This window comes from Paraburkholderia gardini (genome assembly GCF_907164545.1).
Lineage (GTDB): Bacteria > Pseudomonadota > Gammaproteobacteria > Burkholderiales > Burkholderiaceae > Paraburkholderia > Paraburkholderia gardini.
This window is the reverse complement of sequence record NZ_CAJQZB010000045.1, coordinates 1-13834: the sequence shown is the minus strand read 5'-3', so window position 1 is coordinate 13834 and position 13834 is coordinate 1. Positions and strand designations below refer to the sequence as shown.

The window sequence follows — 13834 nt, the reverse complement described above, 5'->3', positions numbered from 1 at the left end:
ACGCATCGATCGAACGTCGATCCAGAAACGGACCCGGGCATGCATCCGGTGAACGGAGACAGCAGATGGAACTGCACAGCCTCGGCAAGACCCACGACGTGACCAATCAGGTCCCGCCGCTCGCAAACTACAACCTCTTCGAAAGCGACGCCGCGCTCACGGCCGCCGTCGATCGCGAAGGCGCGGCGTGGCATCGCGATGCGCTGCGGCGTCACGGCGCGGCGTTGTCCGCGCCCGAGGTGCTCGCGCTCGCTGAAGTCGCGAACCGTCATACGCCCGAACTCTTTACGTTTTCGCCGCGCGGCGAGCGCATCGACGCGCTGGAATTTCATCCGTCGTGGCACAGCCTGCTCGCCCTGCTGCGTCGCGAAGGCCTGCACGCGCTGCCGTTTTCCGATCCACAAAAAGGCGCGATGGTCGCGCGCTGCGCCGGTTATTTCCTGCACGCGCAGCTCGAATCCGGCTCGCTGTGTCCGCTGACGATGACGTTCGCCAGCATCCCCGTGCTGCAACGCGAACCTGCGCTGTTCGACACGCTGCGCGAGCAGTTGTACACCCGCGAGCACGATCCGCGCGACATCCCGCTCGCGCAGAAGAAGTCGATGATGATCGGCATGGGCATGACCGAGAAACAGGGCGGCTCGGATGTGCGCAGCAACCAGACACGCGCGTTCGCGCAGCCGGGCGGTGCGGGCCGCGGCGCCGCTTACCGGCTCGTCGGACACAAATGGTTTTTCTCCGCGCCGCAGTGCGATGCGCATCTCGTGCTCGCGCGCACAGGCGATCACGCGGGGCTGTCGTGCTTCTACGTGCCGCGTTTCGCCCCCGACGGCAGCAAGAACGCCGTGCAGATCCAGCGCCTGAAAGACAAGCTCGGCAACCGCTCGAACGCGAGCAGCGAAGTCGAATTCGTCGACGCATACGGCGTCATGATCGGCGACGAAGGACGCGGCGTGCCGACCATCATCGAAATGGCGAACTACACGCGGCTCGACTGCGTGATCGGCAGCGCCGCATTGATGCGCGCCGCGCTCGTGCAGGCGATTCACCACGCGCGGCATCGCAGCGCGTTCGGCAAACACCTCGTCGACCAGCCGCTGATGCGCAACGTGCTCGCCGATCTCGCGCTCGAATCCGAAGCGGCGACGGTGCTGTTCATGCGCCTCGCGCGCGCGTTCGAGGACACCGACAACACGCCCGAAGAACGCGCGTGGCGACGCATCGTCACGCCGGCGGCGAAGTTCTGGGTCTGCAAGCGCGCACTCGAATTCACCGGCGAGGCGATGGAAGTCTGGGGCGGCAACGGTTATGTCGAAGAAGGCCCGATGGCGCGCTTTTATCGCGAAGCGCCGGTCAATTCGATCTGGGAAGGCTCGGGCAACGTGATGTGCCTCGACGTGCTGCGCGCGCTGGAGCGCGAGCCGGAAGCCGCGCAGGCGCTGCTGGCCGCATGGCGCACGACGGCGCAGCATGGTCACCCCGCGCTCGGGGCGGCGCTGGAGCGGCTCGTCGCGACGCTGGGCGCGGCGCCGGAACGACGCGAAGCCAGTGCACGCCGGATCGCGCAGCAGATCGTGCTCGCCGCGCAGGCGACGCTGCTCGTACAGCACGCGCCCGCCGCGCTCGCCGACGCGTTCATCGCCACACGTCTGGCCGACGGTTGCGGCGACAGCGGACGCGTCTACGGCACGTTGCCTGCGGACGTGGATCACGCAGCGATCATCGGACGCGCATTTCAGATCTAGCGGATAGCCGGATTCATCCCGCTTCAGTACATAAAAAGGGACGACCACACGTGGACCGTCTCACGGAAATCCAGGGAGAAACACCATGAAAAACGATCTGCCCGACGTCGCGGCGCTCGAAGCGCTGCTGCGCGAACAGCGTCACGCGTATTTGCGCGCGCCGTACCCGTCGTGGGAAACGCGGGCGACGCATCTGAAGACGCTACGCGCGATGCTGCTGGACAATCGCGACGCGCTCGCCGGAGCGATGAGCGCCGACTTCGGCAATCGCGCGAAACAGGAAGTGCTGCTCGCGGAATTCCTGCTCCTGAAAGGTGAAATCGACGGCGCGCTGCGACACGGCAGGCGCTGGATGAAAGCGCGGCGGCGCAGCACGAACAAATGGCTGCTGCCCGCGCGCGTGAAGGTCGTGCCGCAGCCGCTCGGGGTCGTCGGGATCATCGCGCCGTGGAACTATCCGGTCCTGCTGGCGGCCGGGCCGCTCATCAGCGCGTTGTGCGCCGGCAACCGCGCGATCATCAAGATGTCCGAGGTGACGCCGCGTACGTCGGCGCTCTTCGAGCAGCTGATCGCGCAGACGTTCCAGCGCGACCACGTGGCCGTCGTAAACGGCGACGCCGCGTTCGCCGCAGCGTTCAGCGCGCAGCCATTCGATCACCTGCTGTTCACCGGTTCGACGCAGGTCGGCCGTCACGTGATGCGCGCCGCCGCCGGCAACCTCACGCCTGTCACGCTGGAACTCGGCGGCAAGTCGCCCGCGATCGTCGGTCCGCACGCGCGTTTCGACTATGCGGTCGACAGCCTCGTCGCCGGCAAGACGCTCAATGCCGGGCAAACCTGCGTCGCGCCCGATTACGTGCTGGTGCCGCGCGGCAGCGAGGCGGCGTTCGTCGCCCGCGCCCGCGTGCGGATGGCGAAGCTCTACCCCGACTTCGCGCGCAACCGCGACTACACGACGATCATCTCAGCGCGTCATTTCGAGCGTCTGCAACGCTTCGTCGACGAAGCAGCGGCAGGCGGCGCGCAATTGCACGAACTCACCGACACGCCCGGCGACGCTGCGTCACGCCGTTTTCCGCTCGTCGCGGTCACGAACGCGCCGGATGAATCCGCGCTGATGCAGGAAGAGATATTCGGACCGCTGCTGCCCATCGTCCCGTACGACACGCTCGACGACGCCATCGCGTACATCAACGCACGTCCACGGCCGCTTTCGCTGTATCTCTACGATGACGATGCCGCGACAATCGAACGCGTCACGCATGAAACGATCGCGGGCGGGATGGCGGTGAACGAAACGCTGATGCATCTGGCGTGCGAGAGCCTGCCGTTTGGCGGCGTCGGGGCGAGCGGCATGGGCGCGTATCACGGCTACGAAGGTTTCGTGACCTTCTCGAAGATGAAGCCGGTGTTGCAGCAGGCGCGGCTGAACGCGCGCGCCCTCGTCGCGCCGCCCTACGGACGGCTCTTCAACATGCTGATGAGCGTGATGATGCGGTTCTAGCGCGAAGGCGTGAACGGCGTGAACGGCGCGGCCGGGTCCGCGGGCGAAGACGGCGCGACGGCGGTGCCGGGCGCGTCGTCGGCGGCGCCGCTCTCGAGCCGGTGCAGCCACGCGAGCAGTTCCGCGACGGCCTGGTACAGCTGCGGCGGAATGCGCGTGTCGAGGTCGACCTGCATGAGCAGCGACACCATTTCGGGTGCCTCGTGTACATACAGACCGGCTTCCTTCGCGCGCTGCACGATCATCTCGGCGACGAGACCGTATCCCTTCGCGATCACGCGCGGCGATGCGTCGCCGCTGTTGGCGTCATAACGGAGCGCCGCCGCGCTCCTGCGATGCGTGCGGCTCATGCGAGATCCCAGTCGTAGTCCGCATCCGGTGGCGCGGCGCGTGCGTTCGTGCCCGCACCCGAAGCGGGACTGGCCCCGGCGGCACGCGCCGCCGCGCCGGCTTCCTCGCCGGCTGCCGCGGCCGAGCGCGCGTACGCGCTCGTTGCCTGCGCGGCACTCGCGGCATCGCTGCCGCTGTTCACCCCGCCCACTGCCGCGCCGCCGATCTCACGGATCGACAGCGCGCTGAGATCGATACCGGCCGCCGCGAGGCGCTGGCGAAACAGCTCACCCTGCGCGGCAAGACGCGCGGCGCCGTTCGGGCTCGCCTGAACCCGCACCATCAGTTGCGTGCCGTTCAACGTCAGATCGGCATCGATGGTGCCAAGCGAAGGCAGCGACAGCGTGAGTCGCGTGCGCCACGGATACGGCTCGTCGCCTTCCGCGCCGCCGCCGCTGCGTTGCCATTCGTCGCCGTCCTGTTCGATAGTCCAGTCGAGCCGCGCGCCCGGCCATGCCTCGCCGGTCCAGCGAAACTGCCCGGTCGCCAGCAGATCGAGTTGCTGGCGCACGAGTGGAATCGTCGCGGGATGAATCGATGCGGCGAGTTGCTGCGATGTAGTGGCTGAATTCGCGCTGGACGCCGCGTCGCCCGGCGACGTATGCAGCAGCGAGCGCAGCGACTGCGAGGAATCCGGGAACGCGTCGTCGGCGGCGAGTTCGAGCGCGACAAAGCGGGCCGCCTGCATCTGCGAAGCGTCGGGCCCGCCGCGTGACGTGGCCGCGCTGCCGTTCGGGTTCAGCGTGGCGGCCGTCGCGCGGGCCTGGGCGGCGGCGCCAGACGCCCACGGCTGCGCTGCAGCATTGGCGTCCGTGCTCCAGTCGAGCGGAAGCTGGGCGGCCGCGTCGGCGAGCCGGTTCTGCGGTTCGCCGGCAAGCGACGCGGGCGTGCGCTGCCCCGAGAGCCACTGCGCAAGATGCGATTCGTAGAAAAGACCGCTTTCGGCGACCGTGCGCTGAAGCGCCGCGACGAGCGCGGCAACCGGCAACGGTGATGCGACCACGCTCGCCGCGGCTGCGCCCGTCGCGGCGGCGGCGCCTGTATTCGCCGCGGCCCCGCCGGCCGCAGCCGATCCCGAGCCCGTCGCTGCCGGCGTATCGAACAGCGGCAAGAGCATGCCTTCGATGGCGACGTCGATCGCGGGCGCGGCGGCCCACACCGGCATCTGGCCGACGACAGCGGGTGTCGCGTCGCCGCCCGAGCGGGCGATCGCGTCGAGCGTGAGGGCGACAGCGGATAGCGCGGTCTGCGCGGAAGCTTGAGGAGTAGCGGGTGCGGCGGGCAACGCGCCGCCAGGCGTAACCGGTGTCTCGACGGTAAGCGCGGAGGCGCCCGTCTGCGATGTGGCGGCGTCGGCCCGCGAGCCGATCGAAAGGAGGCTGTCGACGCGGCTTGCCAGCAGCGAAGCCACAGCCGTGTCGATTCCGTTCATGCCGGTTCCTCTCGCGCGCCCCTGGCGCGTGGTCATCGGCGGCCATGCGCCCCGACGACGGTACGGGTCGATAAAAGCGCGCTCAGCGCGCCTGGTAAAGTTCCTTCAGCACGCTGGCCGGGCAGGTCGCGGCGAACAGCGCCGACAGTTTTGCCATGCGCGGGTTCGCGAGATCGCGGATCGTGGCGTCGTCGGCGAGGATGCGGCGGATCAGCTCGAATTTACGCGAGCGCTCAGCATCGTCGAGCTTCACGCCTTCTTCTGCGTGCTTCAGCCCGTCAACAAGCCGACGATATTCTTCCTGCAACACCACGAGGTCATTCCAGAGCGCGTGGCGCGCCGCCGTCAACATCCGGTTGGAAATCGCTGCGATCGCCTCGTAGCGGGCGAAATATTCTGCGTTCGATGTCATCTCATGCTTTCAGCGGACGACTGTGTCGCCATCCGCGCGATCTCCGGGGCAATCCCGATCCAGGCTTCTTCGAGCGTGGCCAGCAAGCCGTCGACTTCGACGAGCATGGCTTCGCTCTGCTTGATATTCGCGTCGAGTAAACGTCGCGCCATGTACGTGTACAGCCCGTCGAGCCGCTCCGCGATTTCGCCGCCGGCTTCCAGATTGAGCGACTGCTGCAATCCGCTGCCGATGATCTCGATCGCCTTGCCGATCGCCTCCCCACGCGCCGCGACATTGCCCTGCTGCAGGTGCATGCGGGCCTGCGCGATTGCCTGGCGCGCCCCCTGGTACAGCATGACGATCAGGCGGTGCGGGCTCGCGCCCATCACCCCCGTTTCGACGCCGACACGCGCATAGGCATTGGCTCCAGCCTGTCCTGGGGAAAACATCGGCGCTCCTCCTGTGTGATGCAGATTGCGGATAGCTGGCGGATTGTCACGAAGCGTCGCCGCCCGCAATCCGTCATCCCTGTAACCGGGTTATCGGATTACACGCGTAAAGCTTTAGCCCACAGGGGACCGGGAGATGGCTCAAACAGCGGTTTGCATGATGTCGTTGTAGGCCGAAACCAGCTTGTTACGGACCTGCAGGCCGAACTGGAAGCCCAGATTGGCTTTTTGCATGTCGACCATCACATCGTTCAGCGAAACGTTCGGCGCACCGATTTCGAAGGCATGCGCCTCGCTGATCGAGCTCTGCTGGTCGCTGCTGATCTTGTCGATCGACGCCTTCAGCGCCGCGGCGAAGTTACCGGGCGTGGCCGCGCCGGACCCGGAAGCAGCCGGGGCGGTGCCACCGGCTGCCTGCGCGGCCATCGACTGCATCTGCTGTAGCGCCGACAAAAGTGGGCTCACGGGCAATGTCATGTTCTCTCCAGAAGAAGGAAAACCGGCGTGCCTGGGCGTGCCGATCTGGAATGAAGCATAGCAGCGGCCCTTTTGCCACAGACGCGAAAGTAGGGGGGAAACCCGGCTCTATTCGGCCAATCAGGTTGCATGCCGGTGGGGATAATCCCTAACGTGAAAGTGTCTGCCCCTGCGCCCGTCAAGCCCGACGCGGCGGGCCGGAGCAGGACTCAAGGCATCCCGGAGATACCCGACGCATGGATTCGTCAGCCAACTCTTTGATCAACCCCGACGCCCGCATGGGCCTCGCTGGCGCACAGGCCGGAGCCGGCGGCGCGGGCCAGGCAGGCGCCGCGGACCTCGGTGGCGGTCTGGGCGGCAATTTTTCGCAGCGCCTGCCGTTCCCGACCTCGCTCTCGCAGATGCGCGGCAATCCGCGCGCGCCGCTGATCTTCGCGGTCGCGCTGCTGATCGCCATCGTCGCGGGCCTCGTGATGTGGTCGCAGGCGCCGGACTACAAGGTGCTCTACAGCAATCTGTCCGACCGCGATGGCGGCGCGATCATCAACGCGCTCCAGACGGCGAACATCCCCTACAAGTTCAGCGAAACCGGCGGCGCGATCCTCGTGCCGGCCGAGCAGGTCCACGAAATGCGCCTGCGCCTCGCCTCGCAGGGCCTGCCGAAGGGCGGCTCGGTGGGCTTCGAACTGATGGACAACCAGAAATTCGGCATCAGCCAGTTCGCCGAACAGGTCAATTACCAGCGCGCCCTTGAAGGCGAGCTTGAGCAGACCATCGAATCGATCTCGTCGGTGAAGTCTTCACGGGTGCATCTGGCGATTCCGAAACCTTCCGTGTTCGTGCGCGATCACGAGGCGCCATCGGCTTCGGTGCTCGTCAACCTGTATCCGGGTCGCATGCTCGACGAAGGCCAGGTCGTGGCGATCACGCATATGGTGTCGTCGGCGGTGCCGGACCTGCCGGTGCGCAACGTGACGATTGTCGACCAGGACGGCAACCTGCTCACGCAGCCCGCCTCCGGCACCGGCCTCGACGCGACGCAGCTCAAGTACGTCCAGCAGATCGAGCGCAACACGCAGCAGCGCATCGACGCGATCCTCGCGCCGCTGTTCGGCTCCGGCAACGCGCATTCGCAGGTCAGCGCCGACGTCGACTTCTCGAAGGTCGAACAGACCTCCGAGAACTACGGCCCGAACGGCAACCCGCAGCAGGCCGCCGTGCGCAGCCAGCAGTCGAGCACGGCGACGGAAATGACCCAGAGCGGCGCGTCGGGCGTGCCGGGGGCGCTGTCGAACCAGCCGCCGCAGCCGGCGTCCGCGCCGATCACCGCGAGCGCGAACGCCGCAAGCGGCGTGACGACGACACCGATCAGCGATCACAAGGACACCACGACCAACTACGAGCTCGACAAGACCGTGCGCCACTACGAGCAGCCGATGGGCAGCGTGAAGCGCCTGTCGGTGGCGGTGGTGGTCAACTATCTGCGCAGCGTCGACGCGAAGGGCCACGTCACGATGCAGCCGCTAACCGCCGACAGGCTCGATCAGGTGAACCAGCTGGTGAAGGACGCGATGGGTTACGACGCGAAGCGCGGCGACTCGGTGAACGTCGTGAACAGCGCGTTCCTGACGGAAATCGATCCGAACGCGAACCTGCCGTGGTGGCGTACGCCGGATATGATCGCGCTCGCGAAGCAGATCGCGACGTACGCAGGAATCGGTCTGGTGGCACTCGTGCTGTACTTCATGATGGTGCGTCCGGCGCTGCGCCGCGCGTTCCCACCGCCGGAGCCGGTCGTCGCCTCTCTGCCCTCGCAGGACGAGCCGATGCTGCTCGACGGCCTGCCGGTGCAGGAAAAGACCGTCGTGACCGAAGAGGACGAGGAATCCAGCATGCTCACGTCCGAACACGAGAAACGCAGATATGAACGCCACCTGGATTACGCTCGCAACATCGCGCGCCAGGACCCGAAAATCGTAGCAACCGTTGTCAAGAGCTGGGTGTCCGATGAGCGCTGAAGGCGTAGTGAAGAGCGCCCTCCTGCTGATGTCGATCGGCGAGGAAGAGGCTGCGCAGGTGTTCAGGTTCCTCGGACCGCGCGAGGTGCAAAAGATTGGCGTCGCGATGGCGTCGCTGAAAAACATCACGCGCGAACAGATCGACGAGGTGCTGCAGGAGTTCGCCAAAGAAGCAGAACAGCACACCGCGCTGTCGCTCGATTCGAGCGAGTACATCCGCTCGGTGCTGACCAAGGCGCTCGGCGACGACAAGGCCGGCGCGATCATCGACCGGATCCTGCAGGGCAGCGACACGAGCGGTATCGAAGGCCTCAAATGGATGGATTCGTCCGCCGTGGCCGAACTCATCAAGAACGAGCATCCGCAGATCATCGCGACGATCCTCGTCCACCTGGACCGCGATCAGGCGTCGGAAATCGTCGCGTGCTTCACGGAGCGCCTGCGCAACGACGTGCTGCTGCGGATCGCGACGCTCGACGGCATCCAGCCGACCGCGCTGCGCGAACTCGACGACGTGCTGACGGGCCTGCTCTCGGGCAGCGACAACCTGAAGCGCAGCCCGATGGGCGGCATCCGCACGGCGGCGGAAATTCTCAACTTCATGTCGGCCAACCACGAGGAAGGCGTGCTGGAAAACGTGCGCCAGTACGACGCGGAGCTCGCGGAGAAGATCATCGACCAGATGTTCGTCTTCGAAAACCTGCTCGACCTCGAAGACCGCGCGATCCAGCTGCTGCTCAAGGAAGTCGAGTCCGAATCGCTCATCATCTCGCTCAAGGGCGCGCCGCCCGCGCTGCGCCAGAAGTTCCTGTCGAACATGTCGCAACGTGCCGCGGAACTGCTCGCGGAAGACCTCGATGCACGCGGTCCGGTGCGCGTCTCGGACGTCGAAACGCAGCAGCGCCGCATCCTGCAGGTCGTGCGCAACCTGGCGGAAAGCGGTCAGATCGTGATCGGCGGCAAGGCGGAAGATGCTTATGTCTGATCAGGATCCCATGCGCAAGGAAAGCCTCTCGGCCTACCAGCGCTGGGAGATGGCCTCGTTCGACCCGGTGCCGGAACCGGAACCGGTCGACGACGGCGCCTTCGAAGCCGAACTGCAGCGCCTGCGCGACGCCGCCCATGCACACGGCGTCGCATCGGGCCATGTCGCCGGCCAGGCGCTCGGCTATCAGGCCGGCTACGAACAGGGCTATGCGCAGGGTCTCGAACAGGGCCGCGTCGAATCGCACGCGGAAGCCGTGCGCCTCACGGCAATCGCCGACACGTTCAACGCCGCCCTCGCCGGCGCGCGCGGCGAAATCGCCGATACCCTCGTCGCGCTTGCGCTCGACATCGCGCAGCAAGTCGTGCGCCAGCACGTGCAACACGACCCGGCCGCGCTGATCGCCGCCGCCCGCGAAGTGCTGGCGATGGAACCCGCGCTCGTCGGCGCGCCGAGCCTGATCGTGAGCCCGGCGGATCTGCCGGTGGTCGAGGCGTATCTGCTCGAGGAACTTCAGACGCGCGGCTGGACCGTGCGCACCGATCCTTCGGTGGAACGCGGCGGCTGCCGTGCGCACGCGAACACGGGCGAAGTCGATGCCGGTATCGGCACCCGCTGGGAACGCGTCGCGGCGGCGTTGGGCAAGGTCAGCACATGGTAAAGCCGACGCTCGCCGAGATCGAATCCAGCGATCTGACGGAGCTCGAACGCGAGCTCGCGCTGGCGTCGTTCGGCGCGCCCGAATCGAAACGCGCCGCGGTGACTGCGCCCGCTGCGGGCGCCAGGACCGCGGCGAGCCGCGCTCCGCGTGCCGCCGCTCCGGCCGCGCCCGCGTTCGTGCCGGACCCGGCGCTTGCGGAGAACCCGCATTTCCAGGCCTGGCGCGCCCAGCTCGACAGCCTGCGCGCCCGCAACGCGATCGCGCGACCGCTGCGCGCCTGCGGTCGTCTTACCCGCGCCGCCGGTCTCGTGCTCGAAGCAGTCGGATTGCGCCTGTCGGTGGGTTCGGAAGTGATGATCGAGCTGCCTGCCGGCAGCCCGATCGCGTTCGCCGAAGCGGAAGTTGTCGGTTTTGCCGCCGACAAGCTGTTCCTGATGCCGACCACCGAAGTCCACGGCCTGTTGCCTGGCGCGCGCGTCTATCCGCTCGAAAGCGCGCCGATCGCCGATCCGATGGCGGGCGCGAAGCGTCTGCCGGTCGGCTGGGAGCTGCTCGGGCGGGTCGTCGATGCGTCGGGCCGTCCGCTCGACAGTCTCGGCCCGCTTGGCGCGGCGAACGACGCGCCGCTGTCCGCGCCGTCGATCAACCCGCTGAATCGCGAGCCGATTCACAAGGTGCTGGACGTCGGCGTGCGCGCGATCAATGCGCTCCTGACCGTCGGACGCGGCCAGCGCATGGGGCTCTTCGCCGGCTCGGGCGTCGGTAAATCGGTGCTGCTCGGCCAGATGGCGCGCTACACGAGCGCCGAAGTGATCGTGATCGGCCTGATCGGCGAACGCGGCCGCGAAGTGAAGGAATTCATCGAACAGATTCTCGGCGACGAAGGGCGCGCGCGTTCCGTCGTCGTCGCCGCGCCGGCCGACGTTTCGCCGCTGCTGCGGATGCAGGGCGCCGCCTACGCGACCTCGCTCGCCGAATATTTCCGCGATCAGGGCAAGCACGTGCTGCTGCTGATGGATTCGCTCACCCGTTACGCGATGGCGCAGCGCGAGATCGCGCTGGCGGTCGGCGAACCGCCGGCGACCAAGGGTTATCCGCCTTCGGTGTTCGCGAAGCTGCCGTCGCTCGTCGAGCGCACCGGCAACGGCCCGGAAGGCGGCGGTTCGATTACCGCGTTCTATACCGTGCTGACCGAAGGCGACGACCAGCAGGACCCGATCGCCGATTCCGCGCGCGCGATTCTCGACGGCCACATCGTGCTGTCGCGCCAGCTCGCCGAGTCCGGCCACTATCCGGCGATCGATATCGAAGCGTCGATCAGCCGCGCGATGACCGCGCTGATCGACGACGCGCATCTCGATCGCACCCGTCTTTTCAAGCAGATGCTTTCGCGCTACCAGCGCAACCGCGATCTGATCAACGTCGGCGCTTATTCGAGCGGGCGCGACCAGGTCCTCGACCGGGCCATCGCGCTGTATCCGCGCATGGAAGCGTTTCTGCAACAGGGTTATCGCGAAAGCGCCGGCTTCGAGCCGAGTCTTGCGATGCTCGACGCACTGTTCGAATAGGGAGAACGTCGATGTCGAAACATTTTCCGATCAAGACGCTGATTGGTCTCGCGCAGGACGACGTCGACGCCGCCGCGCAACGGCTTGGCCGCGTGCAGCGCGAACGCGGCGAGGTCGAGGCGCAGCTCGACTCACTCGTGCAGTATCGCGACGAATATCACCGTCGTTTCACAGCGACGGCGCAATCTGGCATGCCTGCCGGCAACATGCGCAATTTTCAGGCGTTCATCGACACGCTCGACGCCGCGATCGCGCAGCAGCGCGGGCTGCTCGCCACCGCGACCGCACGCGTCGAGGCGGCGAAGCCCGACTGGCAGCGCCAGAAGCAGAAACTCGGTTCCTACGAAGTCCTGAAGGCGCGCGGCGACGCCGCCGAGGCAACGCAGAGCGCGCGCCGCGAACAACGCGACGCCGACGAACACGCAGCACGCATTCTCCGGATGCGCGTGGAAGGCGCCTGACGCCCACGCACCCTGACTGACACGAACACACGGGATCACGCATGACGTCACTCTCACTCCTCAATTCGTTGATCGGCGCGACCACTGGCGCGGCATCGGGCGGATCGTCGTCCGCGTCGGGCGGCAGCACGCCGCCGTTCTCGCAGACGCTGCAGCAGAGCATCGACTCGCAGAACAGCGCGGCGAAGGCGCCGGTCAGCCAGCCGTCATCGCAATCGTCCCAGTCATCGCAATCGTCGTCATCGTCGGGTTCGACGACGGCTTCGGCGGGTTCGTCATCGTCCGCATCGTCTTCGACGTCGGGCGTGCATGACACGTCGACGCCGGCGAATGCATCGAAGGACAGCAGCACGAGCGCGACCGACGGCAAGCAGGACACGGACAGCACGACGAAGGCCGACGCCTCTTCGACGGACCACCAGACCACGGCGGCCAGCGGGAAGGGCAAGCCCACCGGCGCGGGCACGAAGTCGCACCAGCACGCGGGCGCATCGGACACACCGGCAACGGCCGCCGCCCTGGCGGCAGCAGCCGCTGCGGCAGCGGCGGACGCGCAGGCACAGGCGAGCGCCGCGATGGACGCAGCGGCGTCGAAAGCTGCGGATGCGCTTCCGGCCGACGGCACTGCTGCGACGACGACTGCTGCTGCGAGCACGCTGGCGTCGAGCGTGACGACCATTGGCAAGAAGCTCGCATCGCTCGATCCCAAGTCCGTGCAGGACGCATTGCAGGCGGCGCTTTCCGCGCTGGCCAACGGTCAGGGTGCGATTGCCGCGCCGGCCACGAAGACGGGCGCGGGCGCGGCTGGCACGGGTTCGGCCACCGACGCCGATGCTGGCACGCGTGGCGTGGGCAAGGGTCTGGCGGCGGGGGCATCGTTTGCCGGCGGCGGCAAGGGCGCGAAGGGTGAAGGCGCGAAACAGGGTGTGGCGAACGCTGCGACGGCTGCGACGCCGGACGCGCTGGCGGCGCGCAATGCCGCTGAAGCGACGGCGGCTGCGGGCGCGGGGAACGCACAGGACAGCTTTGCCGCGCTGAAGAGTACGGCTGACGCGGCGAGTGCGGGCCTGGCGGCGACCCAGGCTGCGACGGCCGCTGCGGCTTCGGGCGCGGCGACGCAGACCTTGAATCCGAACGCCGTGGCGGCGGCGGGCGCCGCGCTGGCGCCGCAGGTTGGGACGCCTGACTGGGAGGACGCGTTGGGGCAGAAGGTGGTGTTCCTGTCGAATGCTCACCAGCAGAGTGCGGAGCTCACGCTCAACCCGAAAGATCTGGGACCGCTTCAGGTCGTGCTGCAGGTTGCCGATAACCATGCACATGCGTTGTTTGTTTCACAGCACCAGCAGGTTCGGGAAGCGGTGGAAGCCGCGCTGCCTAAATTGCGCGAGGCGATGGAGCAAGGGGGGATCGGGCTGGGCAGTGCGAGTGTGAGTGATGGGTTCGGGTTTGCGGGGCAACAGCAGCAGCAGGGGCAAGAGGGTTCTCGTGGGCGTGGCTCGTCCTCTGGTGGTTCTTTTGCCTCCGGCGGTAGTGGCGAGGTTCAGGTTTCTTCTGTCGCTGCTTCGCCTGTCCGGCGGAGTGTGGGGATTGTGGATACGTTTGTCTGATTTTTTTGTTTTTTTCTGGCTTTTTGGCCTTTCCTTGTTGCTTTGGCCTTTCCTTGAATTCATGTCGGTCTATTGGCGTTGCCCCTGTGCGGGGCGGCACCTACTTTTCTTTGTCCTTGCCAAAGAAAAGTAGGCAAAAGAAA

13 protein-coding genes are annotated in these 13834 nt (G+C 66.9%); 8 read left to right on the top strand and 5 right to left on the bottom strand.

Annotation, left to right across the window (positions count from 1 at the left end):
* The first annotated feature begins 65 nt into the window (after positions 1-65).
* Together LPA37_RS24325 and LPA37_RS24320 are read left to right on the top strand one after the other, a co-directional pair.
* The gene (locus tag LPA37_RS24325) at positions 66-1745 is read left to right on the top strand and encodes an isovaleryl-CoA dehydrogenase (RefSeq protein WP_229013930.1); all 1680 of its coding nucleotides are present in this window, start codon (positions 66-68) and stop codon (positions 1743-1745) included.
* An 85-nt stretch (positions 1746-1830) separates the two neighbouring features.
* Positions 1831-3249 (top strand): coniferyl aldehyde dehydrogenase, encoded by a 1419-nt coding sequence (locus tag LPA37_RS24320; protein WP_229013929.1) that lies wholly within the window; start codon positions 1831-1833, stop codon positions 3247-3249.
* Here LPA37_RS24320 and LPA37_RS24315 read toward each other — a convergent pair.
* The 5 genes from LPA37_RS24315 to fliE all read right to left on the bottom strand — a co-directional run bounded on the left by LPA37_RS24315 (position 3246) and on the right by fliE (position 6391).
* The gene (locus LPA37_RS24315; protein WP_229013928.1) at positions 3246-3599 is read right to left on the bottom strand and encodes an EscU/YscU/HrcU family type III secretion system export apparatus switch protein; all 354 of its coding nucleotides are present in this window, start codon (positions 3597-3599) and stop codon (positions 3246-3248) included. The genes LPA37_RS24320 and LPA37_RS24315 overlap by 4 nt on opposite strands.
* Positions 3596-5071, bottom strand: a complete 1476-nt coding sequence (fliK, locus tag LPA37_RS24310; protein WP_228979870.1) for a flagellar hook-length control protein FliK — start codon at positions 5069-5071, stop codon at positions 3596-3598. The genes LPA37_RS24315 and fliK overlap by 4 nt, the downstream gene beginning before the upstream one ends.
* Positions 5072-5153: 82 nt before the next feature.
* Complete coding sequence (locus tag LPA37_RS24305) at positions 5154-5483, bottom strand: flagellar protein FliT (RefSeq protein ID WP_228979872.1); 330 nt, start codon at positions 5481-5483, stop codon at positions 5154-5156.
* Entirely contained in the window at positions 5480-5914 is a 435-nt protein-coding gene (fliS, locus tag LPA37_RS24300; protein ID WP_090535200.1) for a flagellar export chaperone FliS, read from the bottom strand. The genes LPA37_RS24305 and fliS overlap by 4 nt, the downstream gene beginning before the upstream one ends.
* A 141-nt stretch (positions 5915-6055) precedes the next feature.
* Positions 6056-6391: a flagellar hook-basal body complex protein FliE gene (gene fliE / locus LPA37_RS24295; protein ID WP_228979878.1), complete on the bottom strand. Its 336-nt coding sequence runs from the start codon at positions 6389-6391 to the stop codon at positions 6056-6058.
* Between the two features lie 236 nt (positions 6392-6627).
* Between fliE and fliF the strand changes: the two genes are divergently transcribed.
* From fliF to LPA37_RS24265, 6 genes are read left to right on the top strand one after another with little or no spacing between them, the layout of a single operon-like run.
* Positions 6628-8409 (top strand): flagellar basal-body MS-ring/collar protein FliF, encoded by a 1782-nt coding sequence (gene fliF, locus LPA37_RS24290; protein ID WP_228979883.1) that lies wholly within the window; start codon positions 6628-6630, stop codon positions 8407-8409.
* A complete protein-coding gene (gene fliG, locus LPA37_RS24285; protein ID WP_228979885.1) occupies positions 8399-9394 on the top strand; it encodes a flagellar motor switch protein FliG in 996 nt (331 codons plus the stop codon). The genes fliF and fliG overlap by 11 nt, the downstream gene beginning before the upstream one ends.
* Complete coding sequence (gene fliH / locus LPA37_RS24280; protein ID WP_228979887.1) at positions 9381-10055, top strand: flagellar assembly protein FliH; 675 nt, start codon at positions 9381-9383, stop codon at positions 10053-10055. Before fliG ends, fliH begins: the two co-directional genes overlap by 14 nt.
* Entirely contained in the window at positions 10049-11623 is a 1575-nt protein-coding gene (gene fliI, locus LPA37_RS24275) for a flagellar protein export ATPase FliI (RefSeq protein ID WP_228979889.1), read from the top strand. Before fliH ends, fliI begins: the two co-directional genes overlap by 7 nt.
* Positions 11624-11634: 11 nt before the next feature.
* Positions 11635-12084, top strand: coding sequence for a flagellar export protein FliJ (fliJ, locus tag LPA37_RS24270; protein WP_229013927.1), 450 nt, complete (start codon positions 11635-11637; stop codon positions 12082-12084).
* A gap of 41 nt (positions 12085-12125) precedes the next feature.
* Positions 12126-13691: a flagellar hook-length control protein FliK gene (locus LPA37_RS24265; RefSeq protein WP_229013926.1), complete on the top strand. Its 1566-nt coding sequence runs from the start codon at positions 12126-12128 to the stop codon at positions 13689-13691.
* The last annotated feature ends 143 nt before the right edge of the window (positions 13692-13834 follow it).

Excerpts from the sequence above, each read along its gene's own strand:
- LPA37_RS24325 (WP_229013930.1), top strand. The coding sequence starts at position 66 with ATGGAACTGCACAGCCTCGGCAAGACCCACGACGTGACCAATCAGGTC.
- LPA37_RS24320 (WP_229013929.1), top strand. The coding sequence starts at position 1,831 with ATGAAAAACGATCTGCCCGACGTCGCGGCGCTCGAAGCGCTGCTGCGC.
- LPA37_RS24315 (WP_229013928.1), bottom strand. The coding sequence starts at position 3,599 with ATGAGCCGCACGCATCGCAGGAGCGCGGCGGCGCTCCGTTATGACGCC.
- fliK (WP_228979870.1), bottom strand. The coding sequence starts at position 5,071 with ATGAACGGAATCGACACGGCTGTGGCTTCGCTGCTGGCAAGCCGCGTC.
- LPA37_RS24305 (WP_228979872.1), bottom strand. The coding sequence starts at position 5,483 with ATGACATCGAACGCAGAATATTTCGCCCGCTACGAGGCGATCGCAGCG.
- fliS (WP_090535200.1), bottom strand. The coding sequence starts at position 5,914 with ATGTTTTCCCCAGGACAGGCTGGAGCCAATGCCTATGCGCGTGTCGGC.
- fliE (WP_228979878.1), bottom strand. The coding sequence starts at position 6,391 with ATGACATTGCCCGTGAGCCCACTTTTGTCGGCGCTACAGCAGATGCAG.
- fliF (WP_228979883.1), top strand. The coding sequence starts at position 6,628 with ATGGATTCGTCAGCCAACTCTTTGATCAACCCCGACGCCCGCATGGGC.
- fliG (WP_228979885.1), top strand. The coding sequence starts at position 8,399 with ATGAGCGCTGAAGGCGTAGTGAAGAGCGCCCTCCTGCTGATGTCGATC.
- fliH (WP_228979887.1), top strand. The coding sequence starts at position 9,381 with ATGCTTATGTCTGATCAGGATCCCATGCGCAAGGAAAGCCTCTCGGCC.
- fliI (WP_228979889.1), top strand. The coding sequence starts at position 10,049 with ATGGTAAAGCCGACGCTCGCCGAGATCGAATCCAGCGATCTGACGGAG.
- fliJ (WP_229013927.1), top strand. The coding sequence starts at position 11,635 with ATGTCGAAACATTTTCCGATCAAGACGCTGATTGGTCTCGCGCAGGAC.
- LPA37_RS24265 (WP_229013926.1), top strand. The coding sequence starts at position 12,126 with ATGACGTCACTCTCACTCCTCAATTCGTTGATCGGCGCGACCACTGGC.